This window comes from Streptomyces sp. NPDC127100 (genome assembly GCF_042724095.1).
Taxonomy (GTDB): Bacteria; Actinomycetota; Actinomycetes; order Streptomycetales; family Streptomycetaceae; genus Streptomyces.
In genome coordinates this window covers 128,560-145,423 of sequence record NZ_JBHXFL010000014.1, presented here as the reverse complement: position 1 = coordinate 145,423, position 16,864 = coordinate 128,560, and the positions used below count along the sequence as shown (strand labels likewise).

Sequence of the window (16,864 nt, the reverse complement as noted above, 5' to 3'; positions counted from 1 at the left end):
TCGGTTGTTTGGGGGGATTTTGGTGGTTGTTTGGGTTTGTTCTCCGTGGGTGAGGGTGTGGGCCGGGGGCATCTGGCCACCGGCCGCACGCTCTTCGACGGCTGGGCGAGCCTCGGCCGCTGGACCATGTGGTTCTTCGCGGTCTACGCCGTGATCTGGGGCTTCGTCTACGGCGCGGCGGCGATGTCGTCCAGCGCCCTGCCGCTCCAGGCCCTGTTCCCCGACGTGATGGACCTCGAGTGGTGGGGCGTGGCCTGCGGACTGACCGGCCTGGTCTTCGTCTGGTTCAACAAGTACGCCGTCTTCGAGAAGGTCATGACGGTCCTGGTGGGCGTCATGTTCGTGGTGACGGTCTACCTGGCCGTCCGGGTCACCCCCCATCTGGGCGACGCCTTCGCCGGCCTCCTCCCCGTCCTCCCGGACGAGAAGGACTCCGTCCTCAACACCCTCGGCCTGATCGGCGGTGTCGGCGGCACGATCACGCTGGCCGCCTACGGCTACTGGGTCAACGCCAAGGGCTGGACCGGCACCGGCTGGATGAAGGTCATGCGCCTCGACAACCGGGTGGCCTACGCCACCACCGGCATCTTCGTCGTCGCGATGCTGTTCGTCGGCGCCGAGCTGCTGCACTCGGCGAACATCGCCATCGCGAGCGGCGACAAGGGCCTGATCCAGCTCGGGGACGTCCTGGAGGACGAGTACGGCACCGCGACCGGCAAGCTCTTCCTGATCGGCTTCTTCGCCACCTCCTTCACCTCGCTGATCGGCGTCTGGCACGGCGTGAGCCTGATGTTCGCCGACTTCCTGGCCCGGCAGCGGGGCGAGCGGGAGGCGCGCGGCGACGAGCTGGCCTCGGGGCGCCGCGAACGCTCCTGGGCCTTCCGCGCCTACCTGCTCTGGCTCACCTTCCCGCCCGTCGTCCTGCTCTTCCAGGGCCAGCCCTTCCGCCTGATCATCATCTACGGCGTCCTGGGCGCCGCCTTCATGCCCTTCCTCGCCCTCACCCTGATCTGGCTCCTCAACTCCTCCCGCACGCCCCGGGCGTGGCGCAACGGCGCACTGAGCAACGGCATGCTCGCCGTCGCCGGCCTGCTGTTCCTGGTGCTGTGCGTGAAGCAGGTCTGGGACCAGCCGTGGTCGGAGTTCTTCTGACCCGGGCGGGCGGGATCAGCGCACCCGGTCCCACTTCGGGCTGAGCGCGATCCGCTCGAGCTGCTCCATGGTCAGCGCGGGGGCGTCACGGGTGGCGTCCTCGTGCTGGGCGCCGGTGTTGAAGGCGCTGACCACGACGCGGAGGCCGCCGGGCCGCATGGTGTCGACGGTCCACATCACGACCCCGGCGCCGCCCTTCTCGCCGGGCCCCTGCGAGGTGGCGACCCGGGTGCCGTCGGGTCGGGTCCCGGCGGAGCCGTAGAGCTGGTCGGCGACGTCCCGCATGTCGGGCTGCACGTTGATCTGGACGAGGCTACGGCCCTCGCCGTCGTCGAGGACGAGATAGCCGTACCCCGTCTCCTGGTCGCCGCGCGAGACGACGTCCGCCCCGTCGGGCAGCAGCGACTCCAGAGTCTTCCCGATCACCGCGCCCGACGCCTCGGGCTCGCGGGCCGGTGCCGCGGACGCCGCCGCCTTCTTCCTGGCCTCCGCCTTCGGGTCCTCGGGGATCGCGTCCACGACGCGGCGCCACACGTCGGCGGTGACGATCTCCCGCAACTGTGCGGGCGTCAGCGGCGGCCGGTCCCGGGTGATCGCGGCGTCCTTCTCCGCCGGCGCGTTCCACTCGCTCAGCGACACGTGCTGTCCCCGGGCCGTGACCAGCTCCGCCGACCACCACTTGGTGTCCACGCGCCGGTCGGGGTACTCATAGCCCTGGTAGACCATGAGCACCGAGCCGTCGGGCAGCCGGTCGGTGGTGCAGGCGTCGTACGGGACCATGGCCTTGTCCGGGCAGGTCGTCCGCTCCCGGACGTCCCGGCTGCCCGGCTCCAGCCGGTCGAGGCTGATGCCGACGGCCGCCGCGCCCCGGCCGTCGTCGAACACGAGGTGGGCGTACGGGGGCAGCCCCGGGCCGGTGCCCTGGGCCTGCTCCCCGCTGACCTCGCCCTCGGGCAGCAGCTCCGTGAGGGCCCGGATGAGATCGTCCCCTGAGAATGACGCGGTGGGCGCGGGGCTCGCGGCGGTGGCCTTCGGCGCTGCCGCCGGGGTCGCCCCCCGCGCCCCGGCGGGGTCACCGCCGTCCGGCAGGAGCAGCGCCCCGCCGACGCCGATCAGGGCGATGCCGGCCGCCCCGCCGAGCACACCGGCCCGCCGCCGCAGCCGGGCGCGGCGCCCGCGGGCCCGGCCACCGGCGGCCAGCGCCGTCCGGTCGGTGTCGAAGCCGTCGCCGGCCTCGCGCAGGGCGGCGGTGAGCCGGTCCTCGAAGGGATCCTGGTGCTGGGTTCCGGGCATGGCGAACCACCCTTTCGGCAAGGTGAGAGGAGAGAGGCGGGGCGGAAGGGGCGCGTCAGGGTCTGGCGTACTCCGCGAGGTCCTCGCCCAGCAGCTCCCGCAGCCGGCCGAGCGCGCGCGAGTACCGGGTCCGCACGGCCGCCGAGCTGACGTTGAGCACGTCGGCGGTCTGTTCCACGGAGCGGTCCTCCCAGTACCGCAGGACGATGACGGCCCGGTCCTTGGCGGGCAGCCGGGCGAGCGCGGCCAGCAGGGTCAGCCGCAGCGGCGCGTCCCCGTCGGCGGTGCCGGGCAGGTCGGGGAACACGTCCGTGGCCCGCTCGCCGCTGCTGCGCCGCCGCTGGTGGGCGAGGAACGCCCGGGTGAGCACGGTCTGCGCGTACGCGGCGGGGTTCTCGGCCCGGGACACGCGCCCCCAGCGGACGTACAGCCGGCCGAGGGCCTCCTGCACGAGGTCCTCGGCCAGATGCGTGTCCCCGGCGGTGAGCAGACACGCGGACCGGTACAGATGCCCGGCCCGCGCCCCCGCGAACTCGGCGTAGTCGTCCGCCCGCCCCTGCCCCATGCGACACGTCCCCCTGCGCTCGTCCGGTACTGCCTTCACCTCATCGATGCGGCGGGGCACGGAAAATGTTTTATGCGGTGCGCGGGGCGTTCCGGCGCCGGAGACGACACCGCCCCCGCCCACGTCGCCGTGGGCAGGGGCGGGCGCGGATCCGTACGGGCTACGGCAGCGCGTGCACGTGCGCTCCCACCGCGTTCGACCAGGCGTTGCCGGACGTCGCGTCCCAGTTCGTGGACCAGGTCATGGCGCCCCGCAGCGACGGGTACGTCCTGGACGGCTTGAAGGTGCCGCAGTTCGTGCCCTTGGTCAGGCAGTCGAGGGCGTTGTTCACGACGCTCGGTGCCACGTAGCCGCCGCCGGCGGCGCGGGTGGAGGCCGGCAGGCCCAGCCCGACCTGGGACGGGTCGAGGCCGCCCTCCAGCTGGATGCAGGCCAGGGCGGTGAGGAAGTCGACGGTGCCCTGGGAGTACACCTTGCCGTCGCAGCCCAGCATGGAACCGCTGTTGTAGTACTGCATGTTGACGACGGTGAGGATGTCCTTCACGTTCAGCGCCGTCCTGAAGTACCCGCCGGACGTCGACTGCATGTCGATGGTCTGCGGAGCCATGGTGAGGACCATGTCCGGACCGGCCTTGGCCGACAGGGCGCGCAGGGCCTGCGTCATGTACGTCGGGTTGAGCCCGTTCTCCAGGTCGATGTCGACGCCGTCGAAGCCGTACGTCTGCATCAGGGAGTAGACGGAGTTCGCGAAGTTGGTCGCGGAGGCGGAGTCGTTGACCGAGACGGTGCCCTTCTCGCCGCCGATCGAGATGATGACCTTCTTCCCGGCCGCCTGCTTGGCGCGGATGTCCGCCTTGAACTGGTCGACGGTGTAGCCGTTCAGCCCGGCCGAGTCGAGGTTGAAGGTCACGGCGCCCGGCGTCGCCGTCGCGTCCGCGAAGGACACGGCGATGATGTCGTACTGGGCGGAGACGTCCGAGATCTTCTGGACGGCGGCACCGTTGTTGAAGTTCTGCCAGTACCCGGTGACGGCGTGCTTGGGCACGTCACCGCCGCCACCGCCGTTGCCGGGGTCCGCCGTACGGGCCGTCACGGCCGCCGACCGGGCGGACTCGCCGGCCGCGTTCGTCGCCGTGACCTGGAAGGAGTACGACGTCGAGGCCGCGAGGCCGGTCACGGTGGCCGAGGTGCCGGTCACGGCCGTCACCTTGGTGCCGTCGCGGTAGACGCTGTAGCCGGTGGCGCCGGACACCGCGTTCCAGGCCAGCGAGGCGGAGGAGGGGGTCGTGCCGGAGACGCTCAGCCCGGCCGGGGCGGCCGGAACGGTCGGCTCGGGCTCCTGGCCGCCGCCGCCCCCGTCGGGGCCGTACACGGACACGTCGTCGACGTAGTACGCCGCCTGCCCGTACCAGCCGTGCGTGTACACGGACACCGAGGTCGTCGAGGCGCCGGTCCGGAAGCTCGTCGAGAGCTGCTTCCAGGAGGCCGAGTCCGGGGTCCAGGTCGACACGTCCGTCGTCCCGGTGCCGGTCACGCCCAGGTAGGAGTAACCGCCCTGGACCCACGCGCTCAGCGTGTACGTGGAGTTGGGCTGCACCTTGACCGTTTGCGCGCAGCGGGCGTTGTCCTGCCCGCCGGGCGTCGCCCTGAGCGCGGCGGTGCCGGAGTGCGTGGGGGAGGCGACGGTCGTACCGCTGTTCGCGGAGCAGGTCCAGTTGCCGAGGCCGGCCTCGAAGCCGGCGTTCCTGGCGTTGTTGACGTCCGCGGCGGACGCCTGGCCGACGGCGCTGACGGTGAGCGCGAGAGCGGCGGTCACGGCGCCGACCACGGACCCGACCCGTATCCGTCGATGTCCGCGCCGTCTGTGTACGGGCTCCACTGGGGCCTCCGGTGGGGAGTGGGGAGGAAGGGGGAGGAACGCACGGTGGCCACCGCTGACGTACAAGGTGGTCCAGACCAATTGAAGGTGTCAAGAGGTAGGTACGGACCAACTCGCGCGGCGAGCGCGGAAGATGGCCGCGGCGCCGACGGATGGCCGGGCGGCCCGCCCTTGGGAGCCCGTGCCGGTGGCGGATTGCTCGGACTGTCCCGGTTTGCCGTCTCTTGTGCGCCGTAAGTTCCCCCATGAGGTACAGAAACGCTGTTCTCCGGTCACAGACGCGTGGTTACAGTGCTCACGTAGTCACGCAGTGAAGTCGTCCGGGTGGGCCGAAGCGATACCGGCCGGCCCGGGGGCATGGGGAGACGGGGAGCCGCGCGTGCCAACTGCCATTGCCGTGACCAGTGCCGACATGGCACTGCCGCCGCAGGACGAACGGACCGTGCCCGCGGCCGTGCTCCAGGACGTAGGCCGGCGGCCGCTGGAGCAGGTGCTGGGCGAGATGCAGACGCTGGTCGAGCAGCACGGGCACGTGATCGTGGTCGGCTCGCAGGGCGTCTCACCGGAGGTGGAGCGGCGGCTGCACACCGTCCGGTCCCTGCTGGAGACCGACCGGATCGCCCTGTTCCGTCCGGCCCTGCCGCCGCTCGGAATCGCCGTACTGGCCCGCCAGTTACGGCAGCTCGCCTCCTGCGACCTCGGCCCCGGCGTCCTCGCCTCGGCCGGCCGGCTCCTCACCCACTACCTCCACTCCGGCGCGCTGCTCGGCTCCGTCGCCCGGCTCGACCGCGTCCCCGTGACGCTGAAGTCGCACGCCAAGTCGTGGATGCCGGGCAGCCAGTTCGGCGTCGTGGCCCACCCCGAGCCGCAGCTGGTGCGGATCGGCCCGGACGCGGCCCTCGCCGGACCCGAGTTCGGGACCTGGCTGCTGCACGCCAAGGGACAGCTCGCGTCCGACTGGGTCACCGGCACCCTGGCCCCGTCCTGGAAGGTCCAGGGGCTGCACGAGGCCCCGCTCCCCGCGGAGTCCTCCGCCTGGTGGGGGACCGGCAGGCTCACCGAGTTCTGCGCCTACCTGCCCGACCTGTCGGTGCTCTACCAGCTCGTCACCTCGGTGCGGCGCAGCAGCTGCCACTGGTGCGGCATCGACGTCATCGGCGACCGCTGCGTCTTCTGCTCCGCGACCCCGCCCGCCGACGACGCCCGCCCCGCCCCCGACCCCGGACCCCGCCGTGAGCTCCGACGCGGCAGACGCGCGCTCACCGGGTAGGCCCGCCCCGTTCAGCTCGTCCCGTCCTCCGTTCCGGCTCGACCGATTCCCCCAATGAGGTTGCACGGCCCATGAACTCCCGCCAGCGCCGCGGCATCATCCTGCTGATCCTGTCGGTCCTCTGCGCCCTCGGTGCCTTCGCCGGCGTGCTGTCCGTCATCGACGACGCGAAGTCCAAGGTCGGCCCCGAGGTCACCGCCTACCAGGTCAAGGGCGACGTGGCGCCCTACACGTCCCTCAGCGCGGACCAGTTCGAGAAGATCGAGATGCCCGAGCGCTGGCTGTCGGACAACGCGGTCACGGACCTCTCCCGGATCCGCGGCAAGATCGCCGTGACGACCCTCAAGAAGGGCTCGCTGCTCCAGAGCGACATGATCGTCGACCAGCCCGCCCTCCAGCCGGGGCAGCAGGAGGTCGCCATCATGATCGACGCCGCGACCGGAGTCGCCGGCAAGATCACGCCGGGCGCCACCGTGAACGTCTACGCCACCTTCGAGGGGGAACGCGAGGGCGCCCCCGACCTCTCCAGGATCATCGTGACGAACGCCAGGGTCATCGACGTCGGCGAACTCACCTCGCTCCAGCCCGGCGACAAGAGCAGCGACCGCCGGCCCACCGACGCGGTCCCCATCACCTTCGCCCTGTCCACCATCGACGCCCAGCGCATCACCTACGCCGAGTCGTTCGCCCAGCGGGTCCGGCTCGCGCTCGTGGCGCCGGGCAGCGGCACCACGGTCCCGGACAAGGACCGTACGTACGAACTCGCGAAGGACAAGTGAGAGGCCCGCATGCCCACGAGGATCCTGCCGGCAGGCGGCGACGCGGACGCCGTACGGTCCATCACGACCCTGCTCAGCCAGCTCCCGGACGCCGAACCCGTGGCCCCCGTGGCCGACTCCACCCAGCTCGTCGACACCCTCGCCCGGCTGGCCGCCGAGTCGGTCGACGAACTGCCCGAGGTCGTCGTGGTCCACGAGCGCATCGGCCCCGTCCCGGCGCTGGAGCTGATCCGCGAGGTGGCGCTGCGCTTCCCGGCCGTCGGCGTCATCCTCGTCACCTCCGACGCGAGCCCCGGCCTCTTCCAGGCCGCCATGGACTACGGCGCCCGCGGCCTGGTCGCCCTGCCGCTCGGCTACGAGGAACTCGCCAGCCGCGTCCAGGCCGTGGCCCAGTGGTCGGTGGGCGTCCGCCGGCACCTCGGCAGCGGCGGCGACGTGTTCACCGGCGCCGGCGGCACCGTCGTCACGGTCAGCGGAGCCAAGGGCGGGGTCGGGGCGACCCTGACCGCCGTCCAGCTGGCGCTCGCCGCCCAGGCGTCGGGCCGCGCCACCGCCCTGGTCGACCTGGACCTCCAGTCCGGCGACGTCGCCTCCTACCTGGACGTCCAGTTCCGCCGCTCCGTGGTCGACCTGGCCGCCATCAACGACATCTCGCCGCGCGTCCTGGCCGACGCGGTCTTCCGCCACGACACCGGCCTCGCCCTGCTGCTCGCCCCCGGCGAGGGCGAACGCGGCGAGGAGGTCACCGACCGCGCCGCCCGCCAGGTCGTCAGCGCCCTGCGCTCCCGCTACGAGGTCGTCGTCATCGACTGCGGCGCCCAGCTCGGCGGAGCGGGCGCGGCCGCCGTGGAGATGGCCGACACGGCGCTGCTGGTCACCACCCCGGACGTGATCGCCGTCCGGGGCGCCAAGCGGGCCGTGCGGATGTGGGACCGGCTCCAGATCCGCAAGGCCGAGGAGACGACCGTGGTCGTCAACCGGCACACGCGCGGTACCGAGATCCAGCCCCCGCTGATCCGCAGGATCACCGGCACGGCGGTCGCCGCCACCACCGTCCCCGCGGCCTTCAAGGAACTCCAGGGCGCCGTGGACTCCGGGCGCATCCACGAACTCGACGGCAAGAGCACCGTGAAGCAGGCCCTGTGGGCCCTCGCGGGCGAGCTGGAGCTGGTCGGGGCGGCCGGGGGCGACCGCAAGGGCGGCCGGTTCCGCAGCGACCGCGGGTCGGTGAGCCTCCGGCGCCGGAAGGACGGTGGGGGATGAGGACGCACGGCTTACTCGGCCCCGGCGGCCGCCACCGCGACCGCGGGCAGGTCACCATCGAGTTCCTCGGCATGACGCCGACGATCATCGTCACGCTGGTGGTGCTGTGGCAGCTCGTCCTCGTGGGATACACGTTCACCCTCGCGGGTAATGCTGCGGACGAGGCGGTACGCGCGGCGACGGCGGCCGGCCCGGGGGAGCGGCAGGGAGCCTGCCAGGACGCCGGCCGGGACAAGCTGCCGGGGGCCTGGGAGGGGGGCGCCGGAGTGGAGTGCGGCACCGCGAACGGATACGTCACGGCCGACGTGCGGCTCGAGGTCCCCATCCTCTTCCCGGGCACCGTCGGCTTCCCCTTCACCGTGCACGGGCACGCGGGGGCGGTCGAGGAGGAGGACGACTGACATGCCGTACCCCCACCGGAAGCGACGGGCCGGCGACCGCGGTCAGGTCGCCATCGAGTACCTCGGCTTCCTCCCGATCCTGATCATCGTGGCCCTGGCCGCCGTACAGCTGGGCCTCATCGCCTACACCGCCCAGCAGGCCGGCACGGCGGCCCGCGCCGGCGCGCGGGGGGCCTCGCTCCAGGAGAGCGCCCAGGAGGCCTGCACCACGGCGGTCAGCGACTGGCTGGCCGACGGCACCGACTGCCCGCCCTCGTACGGCGGCGACGAGGTGACGGTCACCGCCTCCGTCGCCATCCCCTCCGTCGTGCCGGGCTGGGACTTCGGCGACGCGACCAGGACGGCGACCATGCCGCTCGACCACCGAGCGGACGAGTGACGGCGTGAACGAGGAGCAAGGAGCACCGGACGCATGAGCCTGCGCGCACGCATCCACGCACCCGAGGAGCACGGCGGCCGGGGCGAGGACGGACACCTCGTCGCCTCCTACCGGGCCAAGCTCCTGGAGGAGATCGACCTCGCGGAGATGAGCTCGCTCGCCATGGCCGAGCGCCGGGCCCGGCTGGAGCGCGTCCTCGGGCACATCATCAGCCGCGAGGGCCCGGTCCTGTCCACGGTCGAGCGCTCCCAGCTGATCCGCCGGGTCGTGGACGAGGCCCTCGGTCTCGGCATCCTCGAACCCCTGCTGGAGGACGCCTCGATCACCGAGATCATGGTCAACGGGCCGGACTCGATCTTCGTCGAGCGCGGTGGCCGCGTGGAACAGCTCCCGCTGCGCTTCGCCTCCGAGGACCAGCTGATGCAGACCATCGAGCGGATCGTCTCCACCGTCAACCGCCGCGTGGACGAGTCCAATCCGATGGTCGACGCCCGCCTCCCCTCCGGCGAGCGCGTCAACGTCATCATCCCGCCGCTGTCCCTGACCGGCGCCACGCTCACCATCCGCCGCTTCCCGCGCTCCTTCACCCTGCAGGAACTGATCGGCCTCGGCTCGCTCGACGAGCACATGCTGTACCTGCTGGCCGGACTGGTGCAGGCCCGCTTCAACATCATCGTCTCGGGCGCGACGGGCACCGGGAAGACGACCCTGCTCAACGCCCTCTCCGGCCTGATCCCCGAGACCGAACGCATCATCACCATCGAGGACTCCGCCGAACTCCAGCTCCAGCAGGCCCACGTGATCCGCCTGGAGTCCCGCCCGCCCAACGTCGAGGGCAAGGGCCGGGTCACCATCCGCGACCTGGTCCGCAACTCGCTGCGCATGCGCCCCGACCGCATCGTCGTCGGCGAGGTCCGCGGCGGCGAGTCCCTGGACATGCTCCAGGCCATGTCCACCGGCCACGACGGATCGCTCGCCACCGTCCACGCCAACAGCGCCGAGGACGCCCTGATGCGGCTCCAGACCCTGGCCTCCATGTCGGACGTCGAGATCCCCTTCGTCGCCCTGCACGACCAGATCAACAGCTCCGTCGACGTCATCGTGCAGCTCACCCGGTTCGCCGACGGAGCCCGCCGCATCACCGAGGTCGCCCTGCTAACCAGCCACGGCGGCGAGCCCTACCGCCTGGCCACGGTCGCCCGCTTCAACGCCCGGCCGATGACCGCCGACGGCCGGATCTACGGCGCCTTCGAGTACTACCCCCTCCCGCGCCGCACCGCCGAACGCCTGTACATGGCGAGCCAGCCCATCCCGCAGGCCTTCGGCGTGGCCCACTCCGCGGAACAGCTCGCCACCCGAGAAGCCAGGTAGGACCGCCCGATGGAACTGCACACGCTCGTCACGCTCACCACCGGCATCACGCTGCTGACCTGCGTCCTGGCGGTCGTCGGCCTGCACTCCTACGCCGCGGGCAAGGCCCAGCGCGAGGCCCTGGTCGACCGTCTCTCCGCCACCGGGCAGCTCCCCTCCGCCGGGCGCAGGCGCCGCTTCCGCACCCTGGACCGCCGCCTGCGCCGCACGAAAGCGGGCCGGAGACTGGAACTGCGCCTGGCGGCGACCGGCCTGGACATCACCCCCGGCGAGTTCTTCGCCTGCATGGTCGCCGCGGTCGCGGGCCTGTGGCTGGTCGGGCAGGCCGCCCTGGCGCCGTTCTTCGGCCCGCTCGCGGGCCTGCTGGGCATCTGGGCGGCGCTCCAGTTCCTCACCTGGCAACGCCAGAAGCGCATCGAGAAGTTCATCAACCAGCTTCCCGAACTCGCCCGCATCCTCGCCAACGCCACCCAGGCCGGCCTCGCCCTGCGCACCGCCATCGGCATGGCGGCGGAGGAGCTGGAGGCCCCGGCCGGCGAGGAACTCGGCAAGGTGGCCGACCAGCTGGCCATCGGCTCCTCGATGGACGACGCCCTCGGCGAACTCGCCGAACGCCTCCCCTCCCGCGAGCTCGTCGTCCTGGTCACCACCCTCGTCCTGTCCAACCGGGCGGGCGGCCAGGTGGTCAGCGCGCTGCGCAACCTGACGGAGACGCTGGAGGAACGCAAGGAGACCCGGCGCGAGGTCCGCACCCAGCTCTCCCAGGTCAGCATGACGTCGTACGCCGTGCCGGTGCTGGGCGTCGGCTCGTTGTTCCTGATGAACGGGGTGAAGGACGGCGCCCTGGAGCGCATGACGGGCTCCCCGGTCGGCCAGGGCGCGGTGATCGTCGCCTTCGGCCTCTACGCCGTCGGCTTCGTCCTCATCCGCCGCCTGTCCCGCATCGACGTCTGAGGAAGGAGGAGCCATGGGACTGCTGCTCGCACTGGTCATGGGCCTGAGCGTCTGGGGCGCCTTCGCCGGCATCCGCATGTACCGGGCCGACGCCAAGCTCCCCGGCGACCTCGCCCTCGCCCTGGAGGTCGGCTCCACCCGCACCGGCGCCGTCGACTCCCTGGTCGACCGCCTGGGCATGCGCTACGCCCCCGCCGTCCAGCGCCTGATGGGCCCGGCCCTGGTCGCCAGGTACCGCCGCCGCATCGACCTGGCCGGCAACCCCGGCGGCCTGACCATCGACCGCTACGCCGCACGCCGCGCCGTCTACGGCTTCCTGGGCGCCGTCGGCTTCCTGGTCTTCCTCCTGCGCGGCCAGCTCCTCGTCGCGCTGCTGCTGCTGGCCTTCGGGGCGTTCTGGACCGAGGTGGGCATCTGGTCGGCGATCCGCATCCGCAAGGACGTCATCGAGCGCACGCTCCCCGACTTCCTCGACGTCCTGGCCGTCGTGGTCAGCGCCGGCCTCGGCTTCCGCCAGGCCCTGGACCGCGTCTCGATGCGCTACGAGGGCCCCTGGGCCGACGAACTGCGCATCACCCTGCGCCAGATGGACCTCGGCATGAGCCGCCGCCAGGCCTTCGCGGAACTGCGCCGGCGCAACGACTCCGAACAGGTGGCGATGTTCGTGACGGCACTCCAGCAGGGCGAGGAACTGGGCGCCCCCATCGTGGACACCCTGGTGTCCCTGGCCAAGGACATGCGCCGCACGGACGCCCAGAACGCCCGCCGCAAGGCTGCCCGGGCCGTCCCCAAGGCCACGATGATGATCACGACGTTCATGGTCCCGGCCACGATGATCCTGCTCGGCGCCGGACTGATCCTCGGCTCCGGCACGGACTTCGGAACGATCACGGGTGAGTAGGGGAGGACGGACGGCATGGCCACGACCAACCCACCGGCGAGGGACCTGACGGCACGGCAGCCGGACGACCGGCCCGCCCGCACGCCGCGCCGCCGCCGTCCGCCGCGGCCGGCCCCGCCGCTCGCCGCCCTGCCCGCGCCCCCGCCCGCCCGCACCGCCCACGGCCCCGCCCCGGACGCCCCGGCGACGCCCGTGCTGCCGCCGGGCCGGGCATCCTCGGGGCCGCCGCCGGTAACCCCTGGGCGCCCGGCACCGGACCGGCCGGCCGTCGACAGCGCCGTACGCCCGGACGCCGCGCCGGCCGCGGAGGGGCCGTCCCCCGGCCCCGGGGAGGCGACGGCGGCACCCGCGCTCACCCTCCAGGTCAACGCGCTGCAGGCCCTGTGCCGCCAGGTCTTCGGCTTCCGCCTGGCCATGATCGCGCTGGCCGCCCCCGCCGCCCTCCTCAACGCCAGCCCGGGCCTGGGCGCCCGCCTGGTCGGCGCCGCCGTGGTCGTCACCTTCATGGCCTCGTACGTCCTCGTCCGCGACTGGGAGCGCTTCGGCCCCCTCCTGCTGCGCCACCCCACGCTCCTGGCGGTGGACACGCTGTTCGGCTCCCTGCTCCTGATCTCGGCCGGCCCCGACACGACCCTCGCCTACGTCAGCGTCTGCACCCCGCTCCTCGCCGGACTCGTCTACGGCTGGCGCGGCGCGGCCGTCTTCGCCTCCCTCCAGTCGCTGATCCTGCTGCTGGTCCACGCGACGCTGGACCCGCACCCGGGCGTGGCGGAGGCGTCGCTCCTGCCGGGCCTGTGCGTGATCGCCGGGGCGGCGGGTTCCAGCCTGCGCGGGCTGCTGCTGCGTTTCGGCTCGGCCACCGAGGCCCTGACGGCGGTCCGGGCCCGGCTGGCCGTCACCGAGGCGGTGAGCGCCGAACGCGCCCGCCTCGCCCGTGAACTGCACGACTCCGTCGCCAAGACCCTGCACGGCGTGGCCCTGGCGGCCGAGGGCCTGGCCGCCACGGCGGGCAGCGGGCGCATGGACCCGGCCCTGGCCAGGCGCCAGGCGGAACTGGTGGCCCGCTCGGCCCGCAGAGCCGCGGCCGAGTCCCGCGAACTCCTGACCGATCTGCGCCGCGAGACGGATCCGGCGCAGGGCACGGACATCGCGGCCGAACTGGGCCAGAGGGTCCGGGAGTTCACCGCCCGCACCGGGGTGCCCGCCAGCTGCCGTCCGCCCGCGGCGGACGCGCCGGTCCCCCCGGTGCCCCCGGCGGTGGCCCGGCAGCTCCTCACCATCGTCTCCGAGGCCCTGGAGAATGCCCACCGCCATGCCGCACCGGCCCACGTCCACGTGCGCGCGGCCGTGCGGGACGACTGCCTGCGCATCAGCGTCCACGACGACGGCACCGGCCTCCCCGCGGACACCGACCTCGAACGCCTGAGCGGATCGGGCCACTTCGGCCTGGTCGGCATGGTCGAGCGGGCGGCCTCGGTGGGTGCCCGCATCCGCATCGGCCGGGGCGGCCACGCCCGGGGGACCGAGGTCCGCGTGGACCTGCCGCTGTCCGCCCTGACGCCCGCTCCCGGCGCGAGCACGCGGGCATGAGCACGGCGTACCCGACGACCCCACGACAGGAAAGGACGCACCCGATGCCGGACGACGACACGAACGGGAACGGCCACCCGCTCCACCCCTTCCCGCCGCCCGCGCCGGCCGCCGCCCTGCGGGTCGTCGTGGCCGACGACAACCCGGTCGTCCGCGCCGGTCTCACCGCGCTGCTCTCCGGCCGGCCGGACATCACGGTCGTCGCCGAGGCCGCCGACGGCCGCCAGGCCTGCGAGGCCGCGCAGCGTCACCGCCCCGACGTGGTCCTCCTGGACGTCCGCATGCCCGGCGTGGACGGCATCTCCGCCCTTCCGTACCTGGTGGGCATCGCCTCGGTCATGATGCTGACGTACAGCGGGGAGTCGGAGACCGTCCGGGAGGCCCTGCGACGCGGTGCGGGGGGATACCTGGTCCACGGCGAGTTCACCGCCGACCAGTTGGTGGCGGCGGTACGGGACGTCCGGCGCGGCCGGGCCCACTTCACGCCGACGGCGGCGGACGCGCTGCTGGCCCAGCTGCGCGAAGAGGGGCGTGGAAGTGCGAGTGCACACGAAGAAAGACGGCCCAACTCCGCCGTACTTCGCTCAAGTAGGCCGATTTCCGCACAAGGACTTTCGCAACTGCAACCGCATATGGGACAGTCGTCGTCAAGTACTCCCGACAGGTCGCGGTTCCAGCTGAGCACGAGGGAGGTGGAGATCATGGACCACATCGCATCCGGCATGAACAACCAGCAGATCGCCGCCACGTGCTTCATCAGCGAGAAGACGGTCAAGAACCACATCAACCGCATCTTCGCCAAGCTCCACAGCACCAGCCGCTCCGAAGCCACCGCCAAGTGGCTGGGCCTGGGGTGAGCGCGATGGACCGTCCCACGGTGCGCGATTGGGCCCGCGTTTGGGCCCTGGGGCCCTCGGCGGGCCGGGCGAACCCGCCTTACGTTCCCGACGTCGAGCGCGGCACCGGCCACCCTGGAGGGCAACACCATGAGCAACTGGCTGCACACGACCGTCGCACACCTCACGTCCCGCGCCGCGCGGAACGACAGGGGCCAGACGGCGGTGGAGTACCTGGGGATCATCGCGGTGGTGGTGGCGATCGTACTGGCGATCACGGGCACGGACATCGGGCAGACGATCTTCGATGCGATCACGGCGAAAATCGGCGAAGTCACCGGTGGCTGAACCCGCTCCGTACCGGCAGGGACGCAGGGCAGGCTTTCCCCATCTACATCACGGTGGTGGGAGGCCTGCTCTTTCTGGCGCTCGCGTACTTCGCGGTCGGCCAAGCCGCGGCGACTCGTAGCGAGGCGCAGACGGCGGCAGACGCTGCCGCGCTCGCGGCGGCCCTGGAGACGAGGGACCAACTCGCCGCGCAGTGGCTCGAGAACGTGACGAAGCCGGACACCTGGCAGGACATCTTCGACGGCAAGGCAGTCGTGTCCAGCGCGTGTTGGCGCGCCCAGGAACTGGCGGCAAGCAACGACGCGAGCGTGAGCTGTCAGCCGGACGGCCCCCTGGGCTACTCCGTCGTCGCGGAGACCAACGGAACCGTGGGAGACACCATCGTTCCCGGAACGGAGCGGCAGAGGGCCACGGAGTCCGCGACTGCCGTCATCGAACCCCGCTGCACGTTCGACCTGCCCGGTGAGGACGCCGGGGACGACGTGCTGCCCGGGCTCTCGTGCAAGGGCGAGGAGTGGGATCTGGATCCGGACGACCTCCTGGACCTGCCGAAGCCGGAGGACCTGTTCGACGTCCACCTGGCCGACTGACCAAGGCAATGACGAGTGACGAAGGAATTCACGACATGAGCATTCGGATCGCGACGCCGACACGTCGGGGGACGCTCACCTTGGCCGTACTGGTCAGTCTGGCCTTCGGCGCCGTCGGGTGCGGTGGTGGCGGGGATGACGAGAAGCCAAGGGCCTCGGCTTCCGCTTCCGAGGAGCGCGGCGCCGGCCCGAGTGCTCAGGAGAACGACGCGGAGGACCCCCAGGCCGAACTGAAGGGGAGCAACGGCCTTCTCCTGCAGATCACCTCCGCCGAGCGTGACTCCGGAGGCTTCGTGACGGTGAACGGCGAGCTGAAGAACGACGGTGACAAGAGCGCCGCAATCCCGTCCGCGCTGAGCGGCAACGAGACGGAGATCATCAGAAACGGCAGGTCGCTCGGCGGCGCCACACTCGTCGACGGCAAGGGCAAGAAGCGGTACTACGTACTGCGTGACACAGAGGGCCGTCCCTTGACGACCACGGGCTTCTCGACCATCAAGGCCGGTGACCGCCTGGCGGTCTTCATGCAGTTCCCCGCCCCGCCCGCGGACACGACCGAGGTCACGTTCCAGCTGCCCACCTTCGCCAGCGCGACCATCTCGATCTCCGGGTGAGGCCCACCATGACCCCGACCCCCCGCCTCACCCTGGCTCTCACCACCGTCACCCTTCTGTTCGCCACGAACCTTTACGGCGCCGCCACCGCACACGCCGACGACGACCCCGTCGACCCCCCGGGCACCGGGGCCTCCGCCTCCGCTCCCGTCGACGTCGATCCCAACGACCCCGACCTGAAGCTCCCCGACGGGGCCACGCTCGCGCAGGCCAAGGTGCTGGACATCAAGTCGGTCGTCGAGGACCAGAGCGGTGACGAGCGACGCGAGGACACCAACACCGACGTGACCTTCGCGCTCCAGGCCGAGGTGCTGTTCGGCAAGGACAGCGCGAAACTCGGCGGCGAGGCCAGGTCCCGGGTCGCGGGCATCGCCGAGGAGATCAGGAACCAGAAGGCGAACAAGATCCGCGTCTTCGGCTTCACCGACAACCTCGGCTCCGACGCCCACGGCGACGTCCTGTCCAAGCAGCGCGCCAACGCCGTGCAGGACCTCCTCGCCCAGACCCTGAGCGACGCCGGCATCACCTACGAGGTCCGCGGCTACGGCGAGGACTACCCCATCGCCGACAACTCGACGGAGGCGGGCCGCAAGAAGAACCGCCGGGTCGAGGTCTCCTTCCCGCGCACCTCGTGACGCTCCGGCAGCCGACCACCGGCCGGCGTCGCCCCCGCGACGCC

18 protein-coding genes are annotated in these 16,864 nt (G+C 72.1%); 15 read left to right on the top strand and 3 right to left on the bottom strand.

The features are described from left to right. A partial coding sequence (locus ACFWJB_RS16575; RefSeq protein ID WP_386922933.1) for an Nramp family divalent metal transporter occupies positions 1-1,152 on the top strand: 1,152 nt, incomplete at its 5' end. 15 nt (positions 1,153-1,167) lie between these two features. Here ACFWJB_RS16575 and ACFWJB_RS16570 read toward each other — a convergent pair. From ACFWJB_RS16570 to ACFWJB_RS16560, 3 genes are all read right to left on the bottom strand, one after another. Then, on the bottom strand, positions 1,168-2,445 hold the full coding sequence (locus ACFWJB_RS16570; RefSeq protein ID WP_385471813.1) for a hypothetical protein: 1,278 nt from the start codon (positions 2,443-2,445) through the stop codon (positions 1,168-1,170). Between the two features lie 55 nt (positions 2,446-2,500). After that, positions 2,501-3,010 carry a SigE family RNA polymerase sigma factor gene (locus tag ACFWJB_RS16565; protein WP_386922931.1) on the bottom strand — a complete coding sequence of 170 codons (510 nt, stop codon included), beginning with the start codon at positions 3,008-3,010 and terminating at the stop codon, positions 2,501-2,503. A 160-nt stretch (positions 3,011-3,170) separates the two neighbouring features. After that, positions 3,171-4,889: a chitinase gene (locus ACFWJB_RS16560; RefSeq protein WP_385471817.1), complete on the bottom strand. Its 1,719-nt coding sequence runs from the start codon at positions 4,887-4,889 to the stop codon at positions 3,171-3,173. Positions 4,890-5,268: 379 nt separating this feature from the next. Between ACFWJB_RS16560 and ACFWJB_RS16555 the strand changes: the two genes are divergently transcribed. From ACFWJB_RS16555 to ACFWJB_RS16490, 14 genes are all read left to right on the top strand, one after another. Then, positions 5,269-6,159 (top strand): hypothetical protein, encoded by an 891-nt coding sequence (locus ACFWJB_RS16555; protein WP_385471820.1) that lies wholly within the window; start codon positions 5,269-5,271, stop codon positions 6,157-6,159. 71 nt (positions 6,160-6,230) lie between these two features. Beyond that, positions 6,231-6,938 (top strand): Flp pilus assembly protein CpaB, encoded by a 708-nt coding sequence (gene cpaB, locus ACFWJB_RS16550; protein ID WP_385471822.1) that lies wholly within the window; start codon positions 6,231-6,233, stop codon positions 6,936-6,938. Positions 6,939-6,947: 9 nt separating this feature from the next. Continuing rightward, positions 6,948-8,201 carry a CpaE family protein gene (locus tag ACFWJB_RS16545; RefSeq protein WP_385471824.1) on the top strand — a complete coding sequence of 418 codons (1,254 nt, stop codon included), beginning with the start codon at positions 6,948-6,950 and terminating at the stop codon, positions 8,199-8,201. Further along, positions 8,198-8,602, top strand: a complete 405-nt coding sequence (locus ACFWJB_RS16540) for a pilus assembly protein (RefSeq protein WP_385471827.1) — start codon at positions 8,198-8,200, stop codon at positions 8,600-8,602. The genes ACFWJB_RS16545 and ACFWJB_RS16540 overlap by 4 nt, the downstream gene beginning before the upstream one ends. Position 8,603: 1 nt before the next feature. Beyond that, entirely contained in the window at positions 8,604-8,981 is a 378-nt protein-coding gene (locus tag ACFWJB_RS16535) for a TadE/TadG family type IV pilus assembly protein (protein ID WP_385471828.1), read from the top strand. Between the two features lie 33 nt (positions 8,982-9,014). After that, complete coding sequence (locus ACFWJB_RS16530) at positions 9,015-10,352, top strand: CpaF family protein (RefSeq protein ID WP_385471831.1); 1,338 nt, start codon at positions 9,015-9,017, stop codon at positions 10,350-10,352. A gap of 9 nt (positions 10,353-10,361) precedes the next feature. Continuing rightward, positions 10,362-11,306 (top strand): type II secretion system F family protein, encoded by a 945-nt coding sequence (locus tag ACFWJB_RS16525; protein WP_385471834.1) that lies wholly within the window; start codon positions 10,362-10,364, stop codon positions 11,304-11,306. Between the two features lie 13 nt (positions 11,307-11,319). After that, positions 11,320-12,207, top strand: a complete 888-nt coding sequence (locus tag ACFWJB_RS16520; protein ID WP_385471837.1) for a DUF5936 domain-containing protein — start codon at positions 11,320-11,322, stop codon at positions 12,205-12,207. 15 nt (positions 12,208-12,222) lie between these two features. Beyond that, the gene (locus ACFWJB_RS16515) at positions 12,223-13,797 is read left to right on the top strand and encodes a histidine kinase (RefSeq protein WP_386922927.1); all 1,575 of its coding nucleotides are present in this window, start codon (positions 12,223-12,225) and stop codon (positions 13,795-13,797) included. A gap of 44 nt (positions 13,798-13,841) precedes the next feature. Continuing rightward, positions 13,842-14,654, top strand: a complete 813-nt coding sequence (locus ACFWJB_RS16510) for a response regulator (protein ID WP_386922925.1) — start codon at positions 13,842-13,844, stop codon at positions 14,652-14,654. Between the two features lie 129 nt (positions 14,655-14,783). After that, a complete protein-coding gene (locus ACFWJB_RS16505; RefSeq protein WP_385471867.1) occupies positions 14,784-14,981 on the top strand; it encodes a Flp family type IVb pilin in 198 nt (65 codons plus the stop codon). Next, complete coding sequence (locus ACFWJB_RS16500) at positions 14,978-15,571, top strand: pilus assembly protein TadG-related protein (RefSeq protein ID WP_386922938.1); 594 nt, start codon at positions 14,978-14,980, stop codon at positions 15,569-15,571. Before ACFWJB_RS16505 ends, ACFWJB_RS16500 begins: the two co-directional genes overlap by 4 nt. Positions 15,572-15,606: 35 nt before the next feature. Further along, on the top strand, positions 15,607-16,185 hold the full coding sequence (locus ACFWJB_RS16495) for a hypothetical protein (RefSeq protein WP_385471842.1): 579 nt from the start codon (positions 15,607-15,609) through the stop codon (positions 16,183-16,185). Positions 16,186-16,193: 8 nt separating this feature from the next. Then, positions 16,194-16,820 (top strand): OmpA family protein, encoded by a 627-nt coding sequence (locus ACFWJB_RS16490; protein ID WP_386922923.1) that lies wholly within the window; start codon positions 16,194-16,196, stop codon positions 16,818-16,820. The last annotated feature ends 44 nt before the right edge of the window (positions 16,821-16,864 follow it).

Coding starts and splice junctions, on each gene's coding strand:
- ACFWJB_RS16505 (WP_385471867.1), top strand. CDS start 14,784: ATGAGCAACTGGCTGCACACGACCGTCGCACACCTCACGTCCCGCGCC.
- ACFWJB_RS16510 (WP_386922925.1), top strand. CDS start 13,842: ATGCCGGACGACGACACGAACGGGAACGGCCACCCGCTCCACCCCTTC.
- ACFWJB_RS16540 (WP_385471827.1), top strand. CDS start 8,198: ATGAGGACGCACGGCTTACTCGGCCCCGGCGGCCGCCACCGCGACCGC.
- ACFWJB_RS16495 (WP_385471842.1), top strand. CDS start 15,607: ATGAGCATTCGGATCGCGACGCCGACACGTCGGGGGACGCTCACCTTG.
- ACFWJB_RS16525 (WP_385471834.1), top strand. CDS start 10,362: ATGGAACTGCACACGCTCGTCACGCTCACCACCGGCATCACGCTGCTG.
- ACFWJB_RS16535 (WP_385471828.1), top strand. CDS start 8,604: ATGCCGTACCCCCACCGGAAGCGACGGGCCGGCGACCGCGGTCAGGTC.
- ACFWJB_RS16545 (WP_385471824.1), top strand. CDS start 6,948: ATGCCCACGAGGATCCTGCCGGCAGGCGGCGACGCGGACGCCGTACGG.
- ACFWJB_RS16530 (WP_385471831.1), top strand. CDS start 9,015: ATGAGCCTGCGCGCACGCATCCACGCACCCGAGGAGCACGGCGGCCGG.
- ACFWJB_RS16565 (WP_386922931.1), bottom strand. CDS start 3,010: ATGGGGCAGGGGCGGGCGGACGACTACGCCGAGTTCGCGGGGGCGCGG.
- ACFWJB_RS16490 (WP_386922923.1), top strand. CDS start 16,194: ATGACCCCGACCCCCCGCCTCACCCTGGCTCTCACCACCGTCACCCTT.
- cpaB (WP_385471822.1), top strand. CDS start 6,231: ATGAACTCCCGCCAGCGCCGCGGCATCATCCTGCTGATCCTGTCGGTC.
- ACFWJB_RS16515 (WP_386922927.1), top strand. CDS start 12,223: ATGGCCACGACCAACCCACCGGCGAGGGACCTGACGGCACGGCAGCCG.
- ACFWJB_RS16570 (WP_385471813.1), bottom strand. CDS start 2,445: ATGCCCGGAACCCAGCACCAGGATCCCTTCGAGGACCGGCTCACCGCC.
- ACFWJB_RS16520 (WP_385471837.1), top strand. CDS start 11,320: ATGGGACTGCTGCTCGCACTGGTCATGGGCCTGAGCGTCTGGGGCGCC.